This is a genomic window from Streptomyces sp. CC208A, assembly GCF_030010625.1.
Classification (GTDB): domain Bacteria; phylum Actinomycetota; class Actinomycetes; order Streptomycetales; family Streptomycetaceae; genus Streptomyces.
In genome coordinates this window covers 264970-289113 of sequence record NZ_JASCXN010000005.1, presented here as the reverse complement: position 1 = coordinate 289113, position 24144 = coordinate 264970, and the positions used below count along the sequence as shown (strand labels likewise).

The 24144-nt window shown below is 71.2% G+C and carries 13 protein-coding genes and 1 pseudogene; 3 read left to right on the top strand and 11 right to left on the bottom strand.

All coding sequences use genetic code 11. From position 1 onward, the window contains the following. Positions 1 to 23: 23 nt before the first annotated feature. On the bottom strand, positions 24 to 302 hold the full coding sequence (locus QK442_RS09015; protein WP_282693338.1) for a hypothetical protein: 279 nt from the start codon (positions 300 to 302) through the stop codon (positions 24 to 26). A gap of 220 nt (positions 303 to 522) precedes the next feature. Further along, on the bottom strand, positions 523 to 3687 hold the full coding sequence (locus QK442_RS09010) for a DNRLRE domain-containing protein (protein ID WP_282693337.1): 3165 nt from the start codon (positions 3685 to 3687) through the stop codon (positions 523 to 525). A gap of 644 nt (positions 3688 to 4331) precedes the next feature. Between QK442_RS09010 and QK442_RS09005 the strand changes: the two genes are divergently transcribed. Both QK442_RS09005 and QK442_RS09000 read left to right on the top strand, forming a co-directional pair. Further along, positions 4332 to 12104 carry a ricin-type beta-trefoil lectin domain protein gene (locus QK442_RS09005; RefSeq protein WP_282693394.1) on the top strand — a complete coding sequence of 2591 codons (7773 nt, stop codon included), beginning with the start codon at positions 4332 to 4334 and terminating at the stop codon, positions 12102 to 12104. A 16-nt stretch (positions 12105 to 12120) separates the two neighbouring features. Continuing rightward, positions 12121 to 12546, top strand: coding sequence for a hypothetical protein (locus QK442_RS09000; RefSeq protein WP_282693336.1), 426 nt, complete (start codon positions 12121 to 12123; stop codon positions 12544 to 12546). A gap of 212 nt (positions 12547 to 12758) precedes the next feature. On the opposite strand, the pseudogene QK442_RS08995 reads toward QK442_RS09000, so the two are convergent. The 3 genes and pseudogenes from QK442_RS08995 to QK442_RS08985 form a co-directional block, all read right to left on the bottom strand. Beyond that, positions 12759 to 13050: pseudogene (locus tag QK442_RS08995) on the bottom strand (hypothetical protein). A 17-nt stretch (positions 13051 to 13067) separates the two neighbouring features. Beyond that, on the bottom strand, positions 13068 to 13790 hold the full coding sequence (locus tag QK442_RS08990; RefSeq protein WP_282693335.1) for a TetR/AcrR family transcriptional regulator: 723 nt from the start codon (positions 13788 to 13790) through the stop codon (positions 13068 to 13070). Positions 13791 to 13830: 40 nt separating this feature from the next. Then, a complete protein-coding gene (locus tag QK442_RS08985) occupies positions 13831 to 14766 on the bottom strand; it encodes a diiron oxygenase (RefSeq protein ID WP_282693334.1) in 936 nt (311 codons plus the stop codon). A gap of 159 nt (positions 14767 to 14925) precedes the next feature. Here QK442_RS08985 and QK442_RS08980 point away from each other — a divergent pair, with 159 nt between their 5' ends. Continuing rightward, on the top strand, positions 14926 to 16041 hold the full coding sequence (locus QK442_RS08980; RefSeq protein ID WP_282693333.1) for a ferritin-like domain-containing protein: 1116 nt from the start codon (positions 14926 to 14928) through the stop codon (positions 16039 to 16041). A 6-nt stretch (positions 16042 to 16047) separates the two neighbouring features. Here the strand turns inward: QK442_RS08980 and QK442_RS08975 are convergent, their stop codons facing one another. From QK442_RS08975 to QK442_RS08950, 6 genes are all read right to left on the bottom strand, one after another. Then, on the bottom strand, positions 16048 to 16344 hold the full coding sequence (locus QK442_RS08975) for an antibiotic biosynthesis monooxygenase (RefSeq protein ID WP_282693332.1): 297 nt from the start codon (positions 16342 to 16344) through the stop codon (positions 16048 to 16050). Positions 16345 to 16357: 13 nt separating this feature from the next. Next, on the bottom strand, positions 16358 to 17920 hold the full coding sequence (locus QK442_RS08970; RefSeq protein WP_282693331.1) for a penicillin-binding transpeptidase domain-containing protein: 1563 nt from the start codon (positions 17918 to 17920) through the stop codon (positions 16358 to 16360). Then, positions 17917 to 19329: an FtsW/RodA/SpoVE family cell cycle protein gene (locus QK442_RS08965; RefSeq protein WP_282693330.1), complete on the bottom strand. Its 1413-nt coding sequence runs from the start codon at positions 19327 to 19329 to the stop codon at positions 17917 to 17919. The genes QK442_RS08970 and QK442_RS08965 overlap by 4 nt, the downstream gene beginning before the upstream one ends. Before the next feature lie 87 nt (positions 19330 to 19416). After that, positions 19417 to 20721, bottom strand: coding sequence for a HAMP domain-containing sensor histidine kinase (locus tag QK442_RS08960; protein WP_282693329.1), 1305 nt, complete (start codon positions 20719 to 20721; stop codon positions 19417 to 19419). Continuing rightward, positions 20718 to 21473: a hypothetical protein gene (locus QK442_RS08955; RefSeq protein WP_282693328.1), complete on the bottom strand. Its 756-nt coding sequence runs from the start codon at positions 21471 to 21473 to the stop codon at positions 20718 to 20720. The genes QK442_RS08960 and QK442_RS08955 overlap by 4 nt, the downstream gene beginning before the upstream one ends. Before the next feature lie 161 nt (positions 21474 to 21634). Beyond that, positions 21635 to 23782 (bottom strand): PBS lyase, encoded by a 2148-nt coding sequence (locus QK442_RS08950; protein ID WP_282693327.1) that lies wholly within the window; start codon positions 23780 to 23782, stop codon positions 21635 to 21637. Between the last annotated feature and the right edge of the window lie 362 nt (positions 23783 to 24144).

Here is a 24144-nt window from a genome sequence, read left to right as displayed (position 1 = left end):
GAATCGGGGTGTGCCTCGGGACATCACCCATTCGGTCCACCCGGCTTGGACCAGGGCCACTTCAGCTCGCGCCGTTCACGCCCCCCGGGGGCGTACTCGTACACCCAGCCGCGCTGGAGCCCCAGCCGCTTGGTGTACCCCGCGGGCTCGCGCCGGTACGTGTACAGCATGGGCGGCCGGCCGTCGTGGGCCGGCACCGGTACCTCGTACCACTTCGGCGGATGGCCGGTCGGGCCGACCAGGATCGGCAGGACCCGCCCGTCGAGCGGGCCGCCACGGAAGGGGGTGTTCTCGCTTCTCACCGCATCAGTTTCCCCCGCCACGGAGGACACGGCAGGCGGGCGGCCCCGCCGACGGACAGCCCCACGCACAGCGGCCGTTCTCCCGGTGCCTCGTGACTCGACGTCTCGAAGCGTGGAGAACGGCCGCCTCCGCCGTCCCGGAAGGAACCGCGGATCAGCAGGTCGGGTGACCTGCGACGTGGAAGGTCAGACGTGGAAGGTCAGACGTGGAAGGCCAGGCTCAGCCGAAGGCCTTCTTGTCCTGCCAGCCGGAACCGATGACCGTCTTCACCGGCCCGTTGGTGTTGGTGGTGGACGGGTGGTAGATGCTCATGTGGCCGTCGGACGGGAAACGGGCCCAGATGTCCGGGATGCCGTCGTTGTTGATGTCCGGGATGCCGATCGCCACGTCGACGTTGGCCTCGGTCCAGCTGCCGCCGTACACCTCGTCTCCGTTGACGGCGTTGGCGGCCAGCTTCAGGGACTCGAGGTCGACGCTGCCCGTGCCCGAACCCGGCTTGCCGCGGCGGAGGTACATGTTGCCGTTGTCCAGGTTGCGCCAGAGCAGGTCGGGGGTGCCGTCCTTGTTGATGTCGGCGAGGTTGACGATGTCGCGGCGGGCCCAGGCGTTGGAGTTCATCAGCGTCGCGCTCTGGAAGCCGGCGCCGGTGTAGCCGGAGAGCACCCAGAAGCCGCCGTCGGCGGTGCGGACGGTGACGTCGGGCAGCTTGTCGCCGGTGATGTCGCCGAGGGCCTTCAGCTGGATCCAGGTCGACGGCGCGGGGGCGTTCGACGGGAGGCGGACCTTCAGGCGCCGGTCGACGTCGAAGCTGCCGTAGCCGTCGCCGGGGTAGAGCCAGAAGCCGCCGTCCGGGGTACGGGCGAACAGGTCGGTGGTGCCGTCACCCGGGTAGGTGTCCTGGTAGTGCGAGATCAGGGCCGCCCCGTTGTTGAGGGAGGAGCCCGCGTCGTACCAGTGGCCCTTCGGGTTGAGGACCGCCTTGCCGTCGGTGCCGATGCGGTACGAGGCGGCCAGGCTGCCGTAGAGCTCGCCGTGGGGCTGGCCCGCGTAGGACCGCAGGTTGCCGCTGGCGTCGATGACCAGGAGGTCGGGCGTGCCGTCACCGCCCACGTCACCGGGGCCGTCGGCCGCGTCCTTCGGGGGTACGTAGAAGGTGTAGTCCGTGCGTGCGCTGCGGTTGCCGACGCTGTCGAAGGCGTAGAGGTGCAGTGTGTTCGGGCCGGCGTTCGGCGGCTGCAGGGCGGTCACCTTGGCGCTGCCACTGGCGTCGGCGTTGATCGTGATCGCGCCGACACCGCCCCAGGAGTACGTGAACTTCTTCGCTCCCGTCGAGGAGAAGCTGATCGGGCCGGTCTGGCCGAACTTCACCTCCGCCCAGGTGGCGCCGTCGGAGGTGGCGGGCTTGAACGGGGTGGTGTCCTCGTCCACGATCGGCGCCGGGGGCGCGGTCGGGTCGACGGTGATGCGGCACGGCTCGGTGCCGGGAGGGAAGAAGGTGGAGACGGCGTTGAGCTGGTCCTCGGCCCTCACGTCCCACGAGTACGTGGTGTTGGTCGTGATGTCCTTGATCAGCGGGTCGGTGGCCGGGATGGTCAGCGAGACGTATCCGCCGGAGGCGGGAGCGGTGACCAGGGTGCCGGCCGGGACCGTGCCGCCGGTCTTCCAGAAGCGGAAGCGGACCTTGCCCAGGTTGTTGTCGGGGTCCTTGGCGTAGACCTTGAGGACGATGTTGGTCCTGCCGATCGTCACGCCGCCGCCCGGACCGGGCACACAGGCGCCGCCGGGGGACGAGGTGCCGTTGGTGGGCTCGTTCGGCTTGCGGTTGTAGTCCACCTCCATCACGGCGGAGGTGGCCTTGAACTTGCGCCAGGTGTAGGTGCTGGTCTCGGTGGTGGCGCGCAGGCCGAAGGTGATGTTCGGCCAGCCGTTGTCGGCGGCCTTCTGCGCGGCGGTCTTGACGTCGATCGACTCGTACGCGTCCGGGCAGGACGAGTTGTAACCGTGTGCGAAGGACCACTTCTTCACCAGCGTCGACCAGGACGGCTGGGCGTTCCAGGTCGTGCCGGAGGAGATCGAACCCGTCAGGTAGAACTGGAACTCACGGGTCTCGCAGGACCACGAGTGGGTGTTGAGCACCTTGAAGTGGGCCTTGGAGACCGTCGCGCCCTTGATGGTCTTGTCGAAGCCCATGCGCCAGAAGGACCGGGCGGTGAGGCCCGTGTCGTTCTCGTGGCCGACGCGGGCCTCGGAGGTGCCGCCGTTGAAGTTGGTGCCGTTGTAGAAGCTGGAGTTGGCGAAGTTCTTGACGACCAGCGACCAGGCCTGGGTGCCCGGGTTGATCGACGGGTCGACGAAGACCGGATAGGCCACGTCCTTGGCGGACAGCAGGCCGGTGCCGGCCACGTCCAGCGAGATGCGGGCCGTGCCGGACTTGTCACCCTCCAGGGAGAAGGGCAGCTGAGCGCTCTTCGCCCCCGGCTCCATGCCGGACAGGCCGGACAGCTTCAGCACGTCCGCCGGGGTGGCGGTGGAGGTGCGGGGCGTGGTGCCCTCGGGGAGCTCGGCGTCGCGCCCGTTCGCGTCCCAGCCGAAGGGCGTCGGGACGGAGGCCACCTCCTGGCCGGCCTTGTTCAGGACGAGGACACGGTTGGCCTCGGGGTCGTTGTGGAAGGTCGCGGTCGCCGACCGGAGTCCGTAGCCGATCCGGGCGAGGGCGGGGTTCTTGGCGGCCTCGGGCGTCTTGACGATCAGGAGCTGACCGAAGCCTCCCTCCTCGCGCGCGACCAGGAGCAGGTCGACGCCGGGCAGCACCTCGGAGTAGAGGGCGCGCGGACCGTCGAGCACCGGCTCGGGCAGGGCGCCGGGCCAGGTGAAGGCGATGGTGTGGCCCTCGAACTCGACCTCCGCCAGGACCGTCTCGCCGGGCTGCGGGGCGCGGACGTACGAGCGGTCCGCTCGCGCACCGTCGGCGTCGCCGCTCGAGAACCGCAGGGGCACGGCCGCGTTGACCGGTGCCACGCCGAGCCCGCGCGGGGCCTTGGCGGAGCGCTTCAGCGTGGTGTCGATCGGAGCCCAGCGGCCTTCGGCGTTCTTCGCCCGCTGCGGCAGCGCGTGCGTCCGGGTGCGGAGTTGGCCGTCGGGCAGCGCCCAGGTCAGGGCCGTGGCCGTGGTGGCCGTTTCGACGAGGACCTGCTTGCCGGTGCGAACGGCCTCGGCCCTCGCCGTGGCCTCGTCCTTCGGGCCGGTCGACGCCTGCTTGGCGTCCACCGCTCCCGAACCGGTGGTCGTGGGCGGGTTCGTGGGCTGCCACCAGGGCAGCAGGGCAGCGGTCAGGGCGGCCAGTACGAGGCCGAGAGTCAGGGACAGCCGTGTGCGCGTGCGCACGAAGGGGCTGAGATATCGGGGCGGCGCGGTCACGGCGGTCTACTCCCGTGGGAACCATGTGGATGGGGACAGCACAGACAGCCCCGGACGGCAGGCCGCGGGGCATAGGGCGCGCACACGATCACACATGCGAAGCACCACGTCCACGCGGGATGCTTTTATGAATTCGTTACGGGGAAGCGAAGTCCGGCCGAGATGGCGTCAACAGCACCCGATTCGGGGCATTCTATGGGCGCATTGTCATGATCAGGAAGAATATCCGATCAATTTGATTGATCATGGTCGGGGATCTTCCGTCCCGATTTCCCTTGTGATCGAAATCACTTTCACTTCGTCGTCGATCTCTGACCGATCTTGAAAAAGGCACCGGACATGACAGATGGTGCGCACGCACGCGCCTGAGGCAGGCGTGTGCCTTTTGGTGTTTCCGCACCTCGATCAGTTGTCTGAATCTGCCAGGGTGGGAGTCGACGCGTATGCGTGCTTCAGGTCCGCTGTCATGGCTGGGGCGGGGACGCCTAGCCTTGACGGAGTCACAACGACGGCGTCGGCGGCGAAGCCGCACGGCGACCGTTCTCCTCTTGTCCTCGACGCTGACGGTGACGAGCCTGGGCGCGGAGGCGCTGGCCGTCCCGGGTCCGGGCATGAGCCGCGAGAAGTCGATCTCCGAGGTCGACCTGCCCGACCTGCCGAAGGCCACGGAGGCCGAAGGCGACGAAACGGCCGACACGAAGCTGAGCCTCGCGCCGCAGGTCCCGATCGACCCCTACACCCCGAAGAACGCGGTCCCGTGGACGGCGGGCGAGGGTTCGGCGACGCTGTCGTCGACCAGCGAGCCGGGCACGACGGTGCCGCTGTCGAACGACCTGCCCATCGCCATCGGCGTGCCGGAGGGCACCGACCCCGCGATGCTCGCCGGTGACTGGACGGTCGACCTCCAGGCCCCCGAGACGTCCCAGGACGCGGGCGTGGCCGGTCTGATCATGAAGGTCACGCCGCCGGCGACCGCCGACCCGCAGGCTCAGCTCGCGCTCACCGTCGACACCACCGGTTTCGAGGACCTCTACGGCCCGCAGGCCGCCCAGCGGTTCGGCCTCGTCCTGCTGCCCGACTGCGTCATCGGCGCCATGGGCGTGGGCGACTGCGAGGTCGACGGCGGCATGCAGGCCATGTCGGGCCCGGACGACTCGGACACCGAGGGCAAGTTCGAACGGCTTCCTTCCACCGTCGAGACGGTGTCGGCCGGGGAAGCGCCCACGCGCGCCAAGGCCGCCAAGACGGCGAAGACCCGTACGGTCGTCACCGGCACCATCCCGCTGGCGAAGCTGCTGGACGAGTCCGCCGAGTCCGCCGAGGCCGGCGACACCGGGGCCGGCGGCGCTTCGGCGCGCAAGGCGTCGTTCAGGACCGCCGGCAGCACGGGTGGTTCGGGCGCGGTCGGCATGCTGGACACCGGTGCGTCGGTGTCCGGTGACTTCACCGCCGCCCCGCTGCTGTCCTCGGGTTCCTGGTCGGCCGGCTCCTCCTCGGGCGCCTTCACCTACTCGTACCAGGTGCAGACGCCGGAGACGGCCGGCGGCCTGATGCCGAAGATCGCCCTGTCGTACTCCTCGCAGTCGGTGGACGGCCGTACCTCCGCCAGCAACAACCAGGCCTCCTGGATCGGTGACGGCTGGGACTACAACGGCGGCTCCATCACCCGTACGTACAACAACTGCCGCCAGGACTCCAAGAAGGCCGGCGCCAACAACACCACCCACCGCACCGCGGACCTGTGCTGGGGCTCGAACAACGCCACCCTCTCCCTCGGCGGCATGACCACCGAGCTGGTGTGGGACGAGGGCAAGAAGCAGTGGTTCACCGCCAACGGTGACGGATCCAAGATCGAGCAGATCAGGGGCCAGGACACCGGCAACGGTGCCAAGGACGGCGAGTACTGGGTCGTCACCACCAAGGACGGCACCAAGTACCACTTCGGCCTGAACAGGCTGCCGGGCTGGACCTCCACCAACCCGACCACCGACTCGGTCCTCACCGTCCCCGTCTACGGCAACCACCCGGGCGAGGACTGCTACCAGGGTCCGACGGTCGAGGACTGGAAGAAGTCCTTCTGCAACCAGGGCTGGCGCTGGGGCCTCGACTACGTCGAGGACGTCCACGGCAACGCCATGTCGCTGTGGTGGAAGAAGGACCAGAACTACTACGCCCGGAACCTGTACTTCAAGGGCCCGGTCGTCTACGACCGCGACGGCTGGCTGGACCACATCGACTACGGTCAGCGCAAGGACAACATCTTCAGCGCGACCGCCCCGGCCCGCGTCGGCTTCACCGTCGCCGAGCGCTGCTACACGGTCGGCTCGGTGAGCTGCACCGAGGCCAACTTCACGTCGAAGGACCCCGGCAACTACCGCATCTGGTTCGACACTCCGGCCGACCTGCGCTGTGAGAAGGGCAAGATGTGCTGGAACGCGGGCCCGACCTTCTGGTCCCGCAAGCGCCTGGACAAGATCACCACCTCGGCCCAGCGCCGCACCGACACCAGCGCCCGCCAGGTCGTCGACGTGTACCAGCTCAAGCAGAGCTTCGCCGAGCTGAGGACCGGCCCGAACACCGCCCTGTGGCTGGAGTCCATCCAGCGCACCGGCTACGCCCGCAACGGCTCGACCGACGCGAGCGTCACGCTCAACCCGGTCCGGTTCGAGCCCAACGCCGAGGACATGCCGAACCGCGTCAAGGCGTACCACCCGGAGCGCCCCGGCTTCTCCCGGCTGCGCGTCGCGCGCGTCATCAACGAGTACGGCGGCGAGACCATCGTCACGTACAAGCCGATCGAGGGCGGCTGTGCCACCGGCAGCCTGCCCGGCAAGACGGACACGGCCGCGCTGAAGTCCAACAACCGTCTCTGCTACCCGACGTACTGGAACCCGGACCCCGACGTCGAGGACATCGACTGGTTCCACAAGTACGTGGTCGAGTCGATCGAGGAGCTTCCGAACGTCGACGGCGCCTACGCCACCAAGACGGCGTACGCGTACAAGAACGCGGGCTGGAAGCTGGCCGAGGCCGAGTTCACCAAGAAGTCCACGCGGACCTACTCGCAGTTCGCGGGCTTCGAGCAGACCACGGTCCTCACCGGCACCGACGACGCGGCCGTCGGCAGCAAGCGCTCCAAGGCCGTGACGCGTTACTTCCGCGGCATGGGCGACACCGTGTCCGTGAAGGACATCACGGGCGCCGAGATCGCCAAGGACGCCGAGCCGTTCGCCGGCCGCATCGCCGAGGAACTCACCTACTCCAACGCGACCGACGCCGACACCGACTGGCTGAGCCGCAGCGTCACCAAGCCCGAGGCGACCGAACTCGCCCGGCGCGACCGCGGCGACGGACTGAGCCCGCTGCGGGCCTGGCGCGTCACGGAGCCCGAGGAGATCGCGTACACCAAGTCGTCCGGCACCAACACCGACGACCCGCGGACCGTGCGCACGGTCAGGACGCTGACGACGTACGAGCCGACGCACGGCCTGCCCGTCCAGGTGGAGTCGTTCGGTGACACCGGCAAGACGGGCGACGAGTCCTGCACCAGGCTGGAGTACCTGCACCAGACGACCAAGAACCTCATCGGTCTGACGAAGCAGGCGCTCACCTCGCCGACCACGTGCGCGAACGCGAACTTCGCCGACCTCGCGTCCCTCGCCGGAGGCGTGCGCACGGCGTACGACGGCACGGCCTACGGCACCGCGCTCGGTGCGAGCAGTCGTGCTCTGGCCACCGAGTCCTGGTCGCTGAACGGTGACGGCACCGGCTTCCAGACCAACGGCACCACGGGCTTCGACGCCATTGGCCGGGTCATCCGGCAGACCGACCCGAATCAGCAGTCGAACACGATCACCTACGACCCCCCGACGGGCCAGGTCTTCAAGGTGATCCAGAAGAACCCGCTGGCGCACGAGACCGTCATCGAGCTGGAGCCGGGCCGCTCGGTCACCCTCAAGACGACAGACCCGAACAACAACGTCAGCCAGGCCGTGTACGACCCGCTGGGTCGCCTGGCCGAAGCCTGGGCCCCCGGCCGCACCCCGGGCTCCGGTGTGCCGGACTTCCGCGCGGTCTACACCGTTCCGAAGGAGGAGACCGACCCCGAGGACGCCAACCTCAAGATCCGCAAGCCTCCGTACGTCACGACCTACTCGCGCGGCTACGAGGACCGGATCGAGACCTCGGTCACGCTGTACGACGGCCTCGGCCGTGAGCGGCAGTCGCTGGAGGAGGCGGACAACGACGCCGGCTGGCTCGTCACCGACACGCTGTACAACAGCTCCGGTGAGGTCTGGCAGACCAACAACGCCTACCTGACCAAGGACGCCAAGCCGGGCGAGTTGTTCACGCCGCTGTCCGACACGACCGTCCCGAACATCACGCGCTACACGTACGACGGTCTGGGCCGCGTGGTCCAGGAGACCCCGTACCTGATGTACGTGGACCCGGCCACCAAGGAGGGCACGTCCAAGGCGTACCCGGAGCGGGCCGTCCGCTACGAGTACGGCGCGGACTGGTCGAAGGTCATCCAGCCGCAGGGCGACTCGTCCTACCGCGTGTGGACCGACGCGCTCGGCCGGACCGTCCGCACGGACACCTTCAACCCGGCGGCGCCCGGCGGCTTCACGTCGACGCGCTACGAACACGACATTCGCGGTCAGGTCGTGAAGGCGACCAGCTCCACCGACCCGACCCACCCGTGGACGTGGACCTACGATCAGCGCGGCCGCATCAAGACGGTCACCGATCCGGACTCGGGCACGACCCAGACCACGTACGACAACATGGACCGCCCGCTGACCATCACCAACGCCCGCGGGGTGAAGGTGTGGAATGGCTATGACGCGCTGTCGCGGCCGATCCAACAGCGTCTGGGCGGTTCCACCGGCACTGTCCTGACCGACTACACGTACGACACCGTGCCCGGTGCCAAGGGCATGCCCGCCACCGCCACTCGCTACACCGACGGCCTGGCGTACACCCAGAAGGTCAACGGCTACACGAAGGACTACCAGCCGACCTCGACCACCCAGTCTCTGCCGCAGTCCATCGTCGACACGTGGGGCTTCGCCAAGGACTACACGTACGACTACGTGTACTCCGACAACGGCATGCTGGAGGGGTCCACGCTTCCGGCGATCGGCAAGTTCGGCGCGGAGAAGCTGGTCGTCCGCTACAACAAGGACGGTAAGCCGCTTTCCGTCTCCGGCAAGGACTGGTACGGCTCTGAGACGGTCTACGACCCGTACGGCCAAGTGCTCCGTTCCACCCTCGGCTCCCAGCCGTACCGGGTGTGGACGCAGAGCTCGTTCGACGAGGGCAGCGGCGCGCTCCTGGAGCAGTCGGTCTACCGCGAGAAGAGCGACGCCAGTCTGGTCGGCGGCAACCTGGTGTCGAACCGGGCGTACACCTACGACCCGGCCGGCAACGTCACCTCGATCCAGGAGAAGTCCGTCGGGATCGCGGAGCGCCAGTGCTTCACCTACGACCCGCTGGGTCAGCTGAAGAAGGCGTGGACCAACAAGTCCCAGACCTCGTGCTCGGCCGACCCGAAGAACACCGACGGCACGGTCAACGTCGCCTCCGGCGCGGACGGCTCCGGCTACTGGCAGGAGTACGAGTACGACCTGCTCGGCAACCGGACCAAGCTGTCCGAGAAGGACCTCTCCGGCAACACCGCCAAGGACGCTGTCAGCACCTACGCCTACGGCAAGACCGATGGCAGTCAGCCGCACACGCTGACCAAGGTGACGAAGGCCTACACCACCCCCGCGGGTGCGCAGATTACGGCCGAGGCCACGCGTCTGTACGAGCTGACCGGTGAGACCAAGTCGATCACCTCGATCCAGAACGGCGACAAGCAGGACCTGACCTGGACCTATGACGGTCAGGTGGACCGGATCACCGGCGCCGGGACCGACGGCAAGACCCCGTACGTGGGTCTCGGCCAGAAGTGCCTCGACCTGAAGTCGGGTCTGGCGGCCGCCGGTCAGCCGATCCAGCTCTACAGCTGTAACGCCACGGTCGCGCAGGCATGGCGCTTCACCCCGGCCCCGGGCCAGGCGAACGCCGACCTGGGCACGCTGTCGGTCTACGACACCTGGTGTCTCCAGCCGGCGGCCAACACCGCGGGCTCCGCGGCCCAGCTGCAGAAGTGCAACGGCACCACCGCTCAGCAGGTCAAGCGCAACGCGGCCGGCCAGCTGACGCACGTTGCCTCGGGCCTGTGCCTCGCGGTGCAGGGTGCGGTGAACGCCAACGCGACACCGATCGTGCTCGCCACCTGTGACGCGGCCCAGGTCGCCCAGCAGTGGCTGCCGCAGAACGACACCCGTCACATCTACGGCCCCGACGGCGCCCGTCTGCTGACCATCCAGGGCAAGCAGGCCACGTTGAACCTGGGCGAGGCGCAGGTCACCGTCCAGCAGGGCGGCGTCCTGGTCCGCACCGAGCGCACCTACGCGACCCCCGGTGGCGCGGTCCTGCGCTACGCCAACGGCACGAGTGGCGACGCGCTCAACGCGCTCACCATGGACCACCAGGGCAGCGTGTACGCGGAGGTCGCGCTCTACTCCGGGATGCCGGTCCGGGTGCGCAAGCAGGACCCGTTCGGCAACCAGCGCGCGGCCGACACGGCGGGTCAGAACCTCCAGACCCACAAGGGGTTCCTGGGCAAGACCAGGGACGACGCCTCCGGCTTCCAGCCGCTGGGCGCCCGTCTCTACGACCCGGTGGTCGGACGCTTCCTGTCCGCCGACCCGCTGCTCGACCTGAACGACCCGCTGCAGGCCAACGGCTATGCCTACGCGCAGAACAATCCGGTCACGTACTCGGACCCGTCCGGTCTCGCCGTCAGCCTGACCGCCTCCGAGAAGGCCGCGGCCCTCGCCGGCGCGGGTCTGTCCGCCGCACAGGTCGCGCAGGCGCAGTCCACCATGGGCAAGTCCCTCTCCTCGGTGATTCTCGCTGTGGCGTGGGAGACGCTGAAGGACTTCATCGGCATCAACGACGCCATGGCCTGCTTCGGCGGTGACATGTGGTCCTGCGGCAGCCTGATCATCGGCGCGATCCCGTGGACCAAGCTCGGCAAGATCCCGTCCGTCATCAAGGCGGTCAACCGCACCATCAGCGCGATCCAGTCGTTCAAGGCGGCGAAGAAGGCCGCCGAGGCCGTCCTCAAGGCAGCCAAGGCCGCCGAGGCGGCAGCCTTGAAGGCCAAGAAGGCCGCCATCGAGAAGGCCAAGAAGGAGGCCGCTCAGAGAGCGAAGAAGAAGGCTGCGGAGGCAGCCAAGAGAAAGGCCGATGCGGCGGCCGCCGCGAAGAAGAAGACGGGTAACCCCACTCAGAAGCAGGCCCAGACCAAGTCCGCGCCCAAGTCCTCCTCCCAGTCCGGTGGCGGCACCAAGGGCGGAGGCAAGAGCTCCGGTGGTGGAGGCGGAGGCAAGAGTTCCGGTGGTGGAGGCGGCGGCAAGTCCGGTGCCTCCGCCCGCAGCAACGGTGGCAGCAGTGGCAGCGGCGGTGCCGGCAAGGCCGACCCGCCCGGCTGCAACAGCTTCGTGCCCGGCACGATGGTCCTGATGGCCGACGGCTCCGCCAAGCCGATCGAGAAGGTCAAGGCCGGCGACAAGGTTCTCGCGACCGACCCGGCAACCGGGGAGACCCGCGTTGAACCGGTCACCGCCGAGATCAAGGGTCAGGGCCTCAAGCACCTGATCAAGATCACCGTCGACACGGACGGCAAGGCAGGCGCGAAGACGGACCGGATCACGGCGACCGCCGAGCATCCGTTCTGGGTTCCCGAGCTGGGCCAGTGGGTCGATGCCACCGATCTCGAGCCTGGTCAGTGGCTCAGGACCAGCGCTGGTACGCACGTCCAGATCACTGGCGTCCAGCGCTGGACGGCGACGGACGCCACGGTCCACAACATGACCGTCGGCGATCTGCACACGTACTACGTGCTGGCGGGTGCGGCGCCTGTCCTGGTCCACAACGACACCTGCCCGGCCAACGGCGGCGCCGACAGCGCTCCGTCCTACGTGGGCACGCCCTCGGACCCCGGAGTTCCTGAGCTCGTCGCCGCTATCGAGGCCCGATACCCTGGCCACGTGAGGGCTGTCGAGATCAAGATCGTCGGCTCCGACGGGAAGCACATCACCGACTTCGACATCGTGACGCGTAACGCGGTGATCCAGGTGAAGACCGGCGGAGGCAACGGCTCCATGAAGGATCACACTCGCTATGAGTCGGCGACCGATTACCCGGTCATCAGCTTCATCTGGCCGAGCAAGAGGTTGAAGCCGTCGGTCGTCCGGGGGCAGGAGCGGGCCGGTCAGATGGTCACGACCGATCTCGAAGAGCTCCTGGCGGTGATCGCCCCATGAGAAGGGGGAGGTAACGGTGTCCTGGCCCTCTGTCGTCCTGCTGGCGAGCACACAGGAGTGTGCTGCCATCGAGACCAAGGTGCGGTCCCTCGGGACCGAGGAGGACCCGCTCAGTGAAGGAGACTTCCTCCACTGGAACGGGAACTCATACGCTCTCGATTTCTCGGGCGATGTCCTCTCGGACTTCGAGCCCGAGGAGATCGAAGAGGCGAGGCGGAGGACCGGGGCGGAACCCCATGCGATCTACGTGTCCTGTCAGTCCATGGACGCGGCGCGCATGTTCTTGTCCTACGTGCTCCGGGGCTTCTCCGGTCTCATCGACACGGACTACGGCGATGTCATCGAGTTCGCCGAGTTCCTCGATCTGATCGAGAAGTATCCTCAATGGGATTGGCGCCGAACCGAGGTCGCCGAGCTTCTCGGGCAGGCGGGCGACGCCTAGAGCCCCGTGAGGCTTCGGGGAAACGAGGAAGGCCCCGCCGAATGGAGACATTCGGCGGGGCCTTCCGGCATGAGGAGGCAGACGAGGGACGACTCGTCAGCCGTTGCCCGTGACTCCGTTGCCCGCGGCGCCCCGATGATCCGGAGCTGCTGCGGGAGGCGGCGGCCGACCTGCTCTGCTTCGGTCCTGACATGGAGGAGAGCGCCGACTGGTCAGGGCTCATCCTGGGGCCGAAGTCGGACTTCGCCCCCAGGATGGCACCCGCAGCGCCGTGTCGTCTTCAGCTCGCGCCGCCCGCGCCCCCCCCGGGGGGCGTACTCGTAGACCCAGCCGCTTGGTGTACCCGGCGGGCTCGCGCCGGTACGCGTACACCATGGGCGGTCGGCCGTCGTGGGCCGGCACCGGCGCCTCGTACCACTTCGGCAGGCGGCCGGTCGGGCCGAGCGGGATCGGCAGGACCCGCCCGTCGAGCGGGCCGCCACGGAAGGGGAGCTCGTTTCTCACCCCCCCACCACGGGAGGTCACAGCAGCCGGGCCGCCTCGCCGACGAGCGGCAGCAGGCGCCGCGCCAGGTCCGCCACGGGCCCGCCGGGTCGCTCCTGGGCGAGCAGCCGCCGCACCACCCCGGCGGTCTCCTCGTCCCCTGCCGCACCCGCGACGAGCACGGCGACGAGCTGGTCGACCAACCCGTCCCGCAGCTCGGAGGCGGAAGGTGACTTCCCCTCGTCGAGCCAGATGAGCGAGGCCGCCTCGACGGCCGCGATCCACGTACGGACCAGCATCCCGAGCCGCCGCCCCGGCCGCTCCGCCCCCAGGTGCAGGAAGATCTGCTCGGCCGCGGCCCGCCGCACCTCGTCCACGATCGCCGTGGTCGCGGAGGTCTCCACGACGCTCCCGCCCCGCAGCAGCGCACTGAACCCAGCGTCGTGCCCGTCCACGAAGTCCAGATACCGGTCGAGCACCCGCCCGAGCCGCACGGTGGGCGGCCCCTCCTGCGGCTCGGCGAAGCACCGGTGCAGCGCGTCGGCGGAGGACCGCAGCGCCGCCTCGTACAGCTGCTGCTTCCCGCCGGGAAAGTACCTGTACACCAACGGCCGCGAGACTCCGGCCGCCTCGGCGACGTCGTCGAGCGACACGTCCTCGGGCGCCCGGTGAGCGAAGAGCCCGAGCGCCGCCTCCAGGAGCTGGCCGCGCCGCTCCTCGACACTGAGCCGTCGGTACGCGGGAGAGGCGGCGCTCGTCATACCGGCAGCGTAGTCCCGGCCCGGGGGCTTTGCGTGTCGCTCAGGCCAGCAGCCCGGACGAGCGCCACAGGCGGCGGCCCGGGCCGCGCAGGACGCCGATGTCGTCGAGGAAGTCCGTCAGGCGTTCGGCGCCGGCCTGCATGACCTCGCGGCGGTGGGCGCTCGTTTGGACCTGGGCCACCGCCTGGCGGCGGTCCAGGCCCACCGCGTCGTAGACGGCCGGGTTGACGAAGCAGGTGGAGAAGACGCGGGCGGCCTCGCCGCAGCTGAGGCGGGTGAACTCCCGCTCCCAGCGCGGTGCCGTCACCATCTGGCGGCGCAGTTCCTCGCGGGCGTAGCGCACGTGACGGGCCTCCTCGACCACGTGGATGCGGGTCACGCCGCGTACCAGGGGCTGGACCCGCTCGTCCGGGAAGGTCAGGCGCTGCATCCAGTCGAGGATCTCCTCGCCGAGGAGGGTGGCGGCGAAGGAGCCGGGGGTGGTGGAGACGGTCTTCAGGACGCGGGCGAGGTTGTGGTAGACGCGGGGGACCGGGTATTCGCCGGTGCCGCTCTTACGGATCAGGCGGGCGAACATCATCGAGTGCCGGCACTCGTCGGCGATCTCGGTGAGGGCGTAGCCCACGTGATGGCTGGTCAGCTGCTTGTCGTAGATGTGCCGGACCAGCAGCTGCATCAGGATGACCTCGAACCAGATGCCGAGCGAGGCGAGCGAGGCGGCCTCGTGGCGGGAGAGGGCGATCCGCTGCTCCTCCGGCATCCGGTCCCACAGGGGGGTGCCGTAGAGGGAGACCAGTTCCGGTGGCCAGTACCACGTGCCATCCTCGAAGGGGGCGTCCCAGTCGAGGGCGGTGTCGGGGTCGTAGGAGTGCTTGCGGGAGGACTCCAGGAGCCGTTCGGCGAGCCGCTCGCGGTCGCGGAGCGGCCCCAGAGCATCCCGCAGGAGGGTGAAGTCGGGCTCGGTGGAGGGGGTCATGGCGGGGACACCTCACTGGGGTTACCTTCGGTCACCTCTTATCAGACTGCCCGTCAGCAAGGCCGTCAATCCCCTGTGCGCGACTTGTTGACGCTTCGTCAAGGAGCGTGTGAGCCTGCTGGGGGCGGCCGGGAGGCCGGCGGCCGGAAGGAGTGGTCGGTGTCGACGCACGAGCTCTACGTGAGGCCCCCGTCCGGGCCCGGCCGGGAGATCCCGGCCACCGGCGAGGCCCGCTTCTCCTGGGAGTACGACATGGCCGGCGCCGGCCGGGAGCGGCTCCTCGCCCTCTACCAGAAGGGGAAGGACAAGCAGTGGGACGGCGCCCGTCGTATCGACTGGGCGCTTGAGGTCGATCCGTACGATCCGCTCGGCACCCCCGACGAGGCGCTCGCCCTGTACGGCACCCGGTACTGGGCCAAGCTCAGCGAGAAGGACAAGGGCGAGCTGCGCCGCCACTACGCCTCCTGGAACTTCAGCCAGTTCCTCCACGGCGAGCAGGGCGCCATGGTCTGCGCGGCCCGGATCGTCGAGTCCGCGCCCGACCTCGACGCCAAGTTCTACTCGGCCACCCAGACCATGGACGAGGCCCGGCACGCCGAGGTCTACTCCCGTTTCCTCCACGAGAAGATCGGGATGCTCTATCCGATCAACGGCGATCTTCAGTCCCTCCTCGACGACACCCTCCGCGACTCCCGCTGGGACATGCCCTACCTGGGCATGCAGGTGCTCATCGAGGGCCTGGCGCTCGCCGCCTTCGGCATGATCCGCGACACCACCGACAAGCCGCTGCCCCGGCAGATCCTCGCGTACGTCATGCAGGACGAGGCCCGGCACGTGGCCTTCGGGCGGATGGCCCTGCGCGACCACTACCGGCAGCTCGGCGACGCCGAACTGCGCGAGCGCGAGGAGTTCGTCATCGAGGGCTGCCACCTGATGCGGGACCGGCTGCGCGGGGTCGAGGTCCTGGAGAACTTCGGCGTCGGGCGGAAGGAGGCCGAGGAGTTCAGCGAGCGGAGCGAGTTCCTGCACCTCTTCCGGAAGCTGCTGTTCAGCCGGATCGTGCCCTGCGTCAAGGACATCGGGCTGTGGGGCGAACGCCTCCAGAAGGCCTACCTCGACATGGGCGTCTTCGACCTCGGCGACTCCCGCCTCGACCTGCTCATGGCCCAGGACGAGGAGATCGCGGAGCGGCTCGACGCCGAACGCTTCGCGGCGGAGGAGCGGGCGCGGGTCGCGGAGGTGGCCGAGGCGATCGCGGAGGGTGGGGTGGAGTAGGAGGGCTCAGTCCAGGGGTGCGACCGTGAAGTGGCGCAGTTCGAGCGGGCCGAGGAGGTACTCCTCCTCGCCGGGCAGGACCACCGGCTCGTCGCGCCAGTTCTTCCCGGCGTACGCCACCAGGTCCTCCTCGGACCGCCAGCGGCTCACGTACAGCAGCGAGTGCGGCGGTGCGACCAGCACCTCGTGGGCGACCAGGCCGGGGTGGCGGGCCGGGAAGCCGCGTACCGCCGAGACGATCGACTCCCTGAACTCCTCGAAGCGTTCGGGACGGACGCGGGCCTCGCTCACTCGGACGATCATGCCCGGCACCCTCTCAGGGTGCCGGGCGCGCCGTCATCCCCGGCGGGCCGGCAGGCCGGGGCGCGGGGCTCTTCCGGGGCCGTTCGCCGCGCGGGCCCGGGGTCCCCCGGGCCTCCGCCTCCAGGCGCAGCGCCTCGCGCATCACGTCGCGGGCGATGGGGGCCGCGCTGCCGCCGCCGCTGATGTCCGTGCGGGACGCTTCCGCGTCCTCCACGACGACCGCCACCGCGACCGCCGGGCGGCCCGAGTCCTCCGCCTGCGCCCAGGCGATGAACCAGGCGTACGGGGTTCCCGTGTTGCCGAAGCCGTGCTGGGCCGTGCCCGTCTTGCCGCCGACCCGGGCGCCGGGGATCGCCGCGTTGGTGCCCGTGCCCTCCTCCACCGCCCGCACCATCAGGCGCTGGAGCTGGAGGGCCGTCGACGGGCTCATCGCCTGCCGGTAGCTGCGGCGCGGGGTGCGGTCCACGGTCGCGCCGCCGGAGGTGGTCGTCCGGTCGACGAGGTACGGCTGCGCGATCTCGCCGGTGTTGGCGACCGCCGCCGCCACCATCGCCATCTGGAGCGGCGTGGCCGTCGTGTCGAACTGGCCGATCGAGGAGAGCGCCAGCTGGTCCGGGCTCATCTCGCGGTCGAAGTGGGACTTCGCCACCCAGGACGGCACCCGCAGCGTGGTGTCGTCGAAGCCGAACCGTTCCGCCGTCTCCACCATCGTCTCCAGGCCGACGTCCACGCCGAGCCCGGCCATCACCGTGTTGCACGACCACTGGAGGGCGTACGCGAGCGAGGCGTCCTCGCAGCCCTTCGCCTCGTTCGGCAGCACCTGCCGGGTGCCGGGCAGCACGAAGGGGTCGGGCGTGTCCGTCGGCGCGTCCACGTCCCGCACCACCTCCGAGTCCAGGGCCGCCGCGGCCGTCACGATCTTGAAGGTGGAGCCGGGTGGATACGTCTGTCGCAGTGCGCGGTTGAGCATCGGCTGGTTCGGGGAGGTCGTCAGCCGGGTCCAGGCGTCCTTCACGTCCGCGCCGGTGCCGGAGAGCACGCCGGGCTCGTACGAGGGGGAGGAGACGAGCGCCAGGATCCGGCCGCTCGACGGCTCAAGTGCCACGACCGCGCCGCGCTTGCCGTCGAGGCCCCGGTAGGCGGCCTCCTGCATCGACGCGCGGATCGTCGTCACCACGTCGCCGCCGGGGGAGCGGCCCCGGGTGAGGTCGTTCCACAGCGGCAGCGGCGCGAGCATCGGGTCGGCGCCGGAGAGGATCGCGTCCTCGGCGTGCTCGACCATCGTGGTGCCGTACGTCTGGGAGGCGTGGCCGGTGACCGGCGCGTACAGCGGGCCCCGGAGGTAGGTCCGCTCCCAGCGCAGCTGCTGTCCGCTGTCCCGGGAGCCGGTGACCGGCTTCCCGTCGACGACGATCTCGCCGCGCGGCTCGGCCCAGCGGGCGATGGAGCCCCGCCGGTTGGCCGGGTTCGCGTCCAGCTCGCCGGCCTCGACCAGCATCACCCGGACCGCGTTGACCAGGAGTGCCGCGAGGAGGACCAGGCAGAGGGCGGCGGCCCGCCGGATGTAGCGGATCACCGGTCGGCCTCCACCTTCGCCAGTTCGCCGGTGTCCGCCGTCTCCGGCCGCGGCGCCCGCGCCGAGTCGCTGACCCTGACGAGGAGCGCGACGATCACCCAGTTGGTCACCACCGACGAGCCGCCCTGCGCCAGGAACGGCATCGCCATGCCCGTCAGCGGGATCAGGCCCATCACCCCGCCCGCGATCACGAAGACCTGGAGCGCCACGATCGACGCGAGTCCGGTCGCGAGCAGCCGGCCGAAGGGGTCGCGCAGGGCGAGGCCGGCCCGGTAGCCGCGCGCCACGAAGAGGGCGTACAGGAGGAAGAGGGCGGTGAGGCCGAGGAGGCCCAGTTCCTCGCCGGCCGTCGCCAGGATGAAGTCCGACTTGGCGGCGAAGCCGATGAGGACCGAGTGGCCGAGGCCGAGGCCGGTGCCGAGCATCCCGCCGGCGGCGAAGGCGAAGAGCGACTGGGCGAGCTGGCCGGGGCCGTGGCCCGCGCGGATGGAGGCGTACGGGTCGAGCCAGTCCTGCACCCTGCTGTGCACGTGCGGTTCGACCGAGCCGATGAGGAAGGCGCCGGCGGCGGCGAGCAGCAGGCCGATCGCGATCCAGCCGGTGCGTCCCGTCGCCACGTACAGCATGATCACGAAGAGGCCGAAGAAGAGCAGCGAGGTGCCGAGGTCCCGCTCCAGGACGAGGACGCCGACGCTCAGCAGCCAGATCGCCACGATCGGCCCGAGCACCCGCCAGGTGGGGAACTGGAACCTCCAGATCCGGCGGCCGGCGTACGCGAGCGCGCTGAGGTTGGCGGAGAGGTACGCGGCGAAGAAGACCGCGAGCAGGATCTTCGCGAACTCGCCCGGCTGGAAGGAGAGCCCGCCGAGCCGGATCCAGATCCGGGCCCCGTTCACCGCGGGGAAGAAGATCGGCAGGATCATCAGGGCGAGCGCGGCGGCGACGGAGACGTACGCGTACCCCTGCAGGGCGCGGTGGTCGCGCAGCACCAGGACCACCACGATGAAGAGCGCGACGCCGAGCGTCGACCACACCAGCTGGGTGGTCGCCGCCTGGTCGTGGGGGGTCTCCAGGTCGAGCCGGTAGATCAGGACCAGGCCGAGGCCGTTGAGCAGGACGGCGATGGGCAGCAGGAGCGGGTCGGCGTACGGGGCCCGGAAGCGTACGGCGAGGTGCGCGAGGAGCGCGAGGAGGCCGAGCCCCGCGCCGTACCGGGCGGCGTCCGGCGGTACGGCCCCGTCGTGGGCGAGGCCCACCTCGGCGTAGCCGCAGACGGAGATGAGGACGGCGCCGAGGAGCAGCACCAGTTCCACCCCGCGCCGCTTCGGGACGCGGGCACCGGGCGGAGGCGCGTCCCGGGCTTCCGTCCGTGCCCCCGCGCGTGCCTCCGTGCGGCGAGGTGCGGTCATGGTCGGCAACGTAGCAAGCCGTATGCCGTATGTCCCTTTTGTGTGACGGTGTGCCGTGAGGGGTGTTCAGCCGTGCGGAGGGGGCGTTCACTCCGCCGGGGCGTCGGCGTCCTCGAACCGTACGTACTCCGGCAGCAGGATCCGCGCCTCGGCCCCGCCGCCCTCGGCCGCGCCGTTTTGGGCATTGGCGAAGACCAGCTCGGCGCCGATCACCTCCGCCTGCCCCACCGCGATGGTCAGGCCCAGGCCGTGCCCCTTGCCGCCGCTCTCGGTGCGGAACCGCTGCGGGCCCGAGGCGAGGAGGTACTCCGGGTAGCCCGGGCCGTGGTCCCGTACCGTCACCGTCGGCCCGTCGACGGTCACCACCACCGGCGGGCGGCCGTGCCGGTGCGCGTTGGCGACCAGGTTGCCGAGGACCCGTTCGAGGCGCCGCCGGTCCGTCTCGACCGTCGCGTCCCGCACGATCCGCACCTCCGTGTCGGTGCCCGAGGCGCGCACCACCCGCTCGACGAGCGGCCCGAGTCCGTGCACGGCCAGGTCGACGGTCTCGTTGCGGGCGTCGAGCCGGGAGATCTCCAGGAGGTCCTCGGTCAGCCCCCGCATGGCCTTCACCCTGTCCCGTACGAGCTCCGCGGGGCGCCCCTCCGGCAGCAGTTCGGCGGCGGCCGAGAGGCCGGTCAGCGGGGTGCGCAGCTCATGGGCCACGTCCGCGGTGAACCGCTGCTCGCTCTGGAGCTTGCGCTGGAGGGTCGAGGCCATGGTGTCCAGGGCCCCGGAGACCGTCGCCACCTCGTCCTGCGGGCGCCGGGGGTCCTTCGTCCTGGGGTCGTCCACGCGCGCGTCCAGGTCTCCGGCGGTGATCCGGCGGGCCACCTGCGCGGTGGCGTGGAGCCGGCGGGTGACCCGGGTGACGGCGGCGGCGCCGACGGCCAGGGTCGCCGCGATCGCGAGGATCGAGGAGCCGACGATCGACCGGTCCAGGGCGTCGATGGTCCCGGCGCCCAGGCTGTGGTCGACCCGGACGGCGAGCGCGTGCCCGTCCGCCGGGCCCGCCGCCCACATGGTGGGCCGCCCCTGGTGGTCGGCGACCATCGTGCCGCGCTCGCCGTGCGCGGTCAGCCGCCGCAGCGGCTCCGGCAGCCCCTCGGGGTCGAGTCCGGCGAACGGCGGCAGCGGTTCGCCCGCCTCGTACAGCCGGGTGACGTCCCCGAGCTGGGCCAGTGCCTTCTCCCGGGCGTCCCGCACGGTCTGCCCGGTCACGGAGACGTGCACCAGGGTGCCGAGCAGCGCGGCGAGCGCGCAGCACATCACGGCGATGAAGACCGCGGCCTTCCAGGTGAGCGTCGCGGTCCAGGCGGGCGCCCGCGGCCGGCGGGCACGGGGCGGCGTCATGCGGCCGGTCCCGGGGGCGTGGGACGGGGAGCGGGGCTCGTGCGCGGCCTGGCGCTCGGACTGACACGTGGCGCCGTGCTCGGGGAGGCCGAGGGCGGGCGTACGGGGACGATCTCGTCCCGCGTCGGCAGTACGGCGTGCTGCCGCTCGTCCCAGGCCCAGACGGTGCGGTACTCGTACCCCGGGATGCCCGCGGAGGCCGCCCGGACGATCAGGTCACGGCCGGCCAGCTCCACGCTGATCACCTGTTCGACGGTGGTCATGACCCGGGTGAGGCCGCCCCGCTCGACGAGGTACACGAGGACGGCGACCTGCTGCTCGGGCATCCGGACGCCGACGATCAGCTCGTCCCGGCCGTCCCCGGTCAGGTCCCGGTAGTACGGCGGGAGCACCGGGCACTTCGCCGGTGCCGTGTCGCAGGCGAGGACCGCCCGGGCGGTCTCCTCGTACGCCTTGCCCTCGCCGGCGTACGCGTCGGGGTGCGCGGCCACCTCGGCCCGGACCACCGCGACCGGGTCCACGGTCCGCACGTCGCCGTTCCGCACGGTGATCCCCGGCACCCGTTCGGTGTCGGTCTCCCCGTAGTCGGCCGGCGGGTCCGAGGCGGGCGGCAGGTCGGGCCACAGCCGTACGGGTCCCACGGCGGCCTTCACGGGCCCGTCGCTCTCCAGGCCGCCCTCGTCGCCGCACCCGGCCGCCGCCACGAGCGCGGTGACGGCGGCGAGGAGGCGGACGGCGCGGGCTGTTCTCACACGGTTCCTCGGTCGGGCGGCGGTGCTCGGGCGGTGGCGGTCTTCGGGCGGTGGCGGTCTTCGGACGGCGGCGGTCCGAGAAAGACAATAGGTCCACTCGGCGCCGCACACCGACCGGGCCGCTCCCGCCCCCCCCGGCTTCTACGCCCGTCCCCCGGCTCCTACGCCCGCCGCTCCATCCGGGCCAGCGCCGCCCGGCACAGGGTCAGGAGCTTCTCGTCCTGGTGGATGTCGTGGCTGCCGGAGGCGCCCTCGCGGGCGTTGTGCCGGCGGCGGCGGGTCAGCTCGGTGAGGACCGGCAGCTGGGCCGCCGCCGCGGCCGGGCCCATCTCGGCCAGGCACTCGGCGATGTCCACGCGCGCGTGCCGGTTCTCCTCCCAGGCCGCGAGCAGCACCGGCAGCGTCCGGTCCGTCTCCCCGGCCACCCGCCACAGCGCCGCCGCGCAGCGGACCCGCTCCCACAGGTCGCGGGAGGTGAGCCCCGGGCGCAGCGCCCGCGCCGCGCCGGCCGCCGCCGGGCCGATCGCGCCGAGCGCCTGGGCCGCCGCGCACCGGTCGGTGCCGGACGTGCCCGGTCGCAGCCACCGCTCCAGGACCGGCACCACCGCGTCCGCGTCGCCCTCGACCGCCCACAGGGCGCGCGCCGCCGTGGTGGCGAGCGTCGCCGTGCGGGCGGCGAGCAGCTCCCGTAGCTCCGGTACGGCCTCCCGGGCGGCGGGGCCGAAGGAGGCGAGGGTACGGGCCGCCGCCTCCCGCACCCACTCGCGCCGGTGCTCCGGCGCCCCGCGCAGCACCCGCAGCACCTCCGGGAGCGCCTGGCCGCCCCGTACCGCCGCCAGGGCGTACAGGAGCGGCGACGACCGGTCGTACAGGTCCTCGTCGAGTCCGACCGCCGCGAGCCGGTGGCGCAGCAGCGGTGCGAGCCCCGCCGCGGCCGGGCCGAGGCCGTCGACCGCGTACAGCAGCTCGCGCCGCACCTCGCCCGGCCCTTCGAGGGCCCGCGCGAGCAGCGGTACGGCGCGGGCGTCGCCGCACCGCGCGAGGGCGAGCAGCGCCCCGTCCCGCGCGGTCCTGCCGGTGAGCTCCGTCGGACCGCCGCGGAGCACCGGCGCCCCGCCCGGCCCTTCGCCGCCGGCGAGGACGGCGGCGAGCCCGTCGGCCGCCGGGGCGCCCAGCTCGAAGAGGCGCTCCAGGAAGGAGGTGGCGGCCTCCCGGAGCCGGGCGTCGGGGTCGGCCAGCTGCGCGCCGACGAGCCGGACGACCTCCTCGTACCGCCCGCGCCAGAGCCGTATCAGACCGCCGCACAGCCAGATCGCGTCCGTCCGCTGGCCCGGGTCGGGGCTGCGCAGCTGAGCGAGGACCAGGGCGATCCGGTCGTCCACGCGGTCGTCGAGGGCGCCGTGCAGGGTCCGCAGCAGCTCCTCCGTGCACGGTGTCCGCTGCCCGGCGACCTGCTCCTCCAGGAGTTCGCGGACCTGGCCCACGAGCGTCACCGGCATCCGCGCGGGGCCGGGTTCCTCGCCCTTGTCGTCGCTCCTGTCGTCCGGTTCGGGCGGGGGCGCCGTCCGGATCTCCTCCAGGAGCTCCGTCACCCGCCGCACGATGTCGTCCGGGATCCGCCCCGGCGCGCAGCGCGCGAGCTGGGCGAGGGAGGCGAGGCGCAGTCCCGGGTCCTGCGCCGCCCGCGCCAGCCAGGCCAGCCAGTCGACGGTCTCGGACCGCAGCGAGGCGTGCCGCAGCGCGATCCGCCCCACCGCCGCGACCAGCGCGAGCCGCACCTCGGTGTCCGGCTCCACGCTCAGCCGCTCCCGCAGCAGGCTCAGCACGCGCGCGGGGTCCGGGTGCAGCGAGGCCAGCGCGACCGGCGCGGCGAGCCGTACCTCGGTGTCGGCGTCGTCGACCAGGCACAGGAAGACGTCGGCGCCCGCGGCGACGGCCGCCGCGGCCATCGCGAAGTTCGCGGCGGGGACGCACTCGGCGCCGTCCGGGTCGAGTCCCGCCGGTCCGTCGAGGTCGTCGTCCTCGTCGTCGAGCTCGATGCCGCCGATGCTGGTGAGCAGTTCGACGATGCCGCCGCGGTCCTGGACGGCGGGGTCGGCGACGAGTTCGAGGAGGAAGGGGATGCAGGCGAGGGTGGAGTCGTAGACGTCCCCCTGGTGGTGCACCGCCCCGTACATGCCGTCGAGGGCGGTCTCCCGCTCGGCGGGGTCGGGCGAGGCGAGTCCGCGCAGCAGGGCCGGCACGTCGTCGGCGGGGCCGTAGGCGTGCCCCAGCGAGGCCCAGTCGACCTCCTCGATCCCCGTCAGCATGTGCGCAGGCCGCCTTCCCCGTGAGCGCTGTACCAGGCAGCAAGTGTGCACCACAGGAAGGACACGGGCGCCGAACCGGCGCCACCCGCGGCGCGCCCGGCCCGAGTTGCGCTCGGTTTGCGCCATGTACGGTGCGCTGCCTGCCCGTTGCGGACAGTACGGGGCCGGGGGCGCGGGCGGCACGCGCGCGTGGGAGACGTTTCCGGGCGGCCCCGGGAGCCGCGCTCACGCCCCTCCCGCCCCGGCGGCGCGCGGACGGGAGGGCCCCGTGCGGGCCGGCGGACGGTCCGGGCTCACCGGGCGCTGTGCCGGGTGGCTCCCCGTACCGCTCCATACGTGGCGTGATGTCGCCCCCGGGGAGG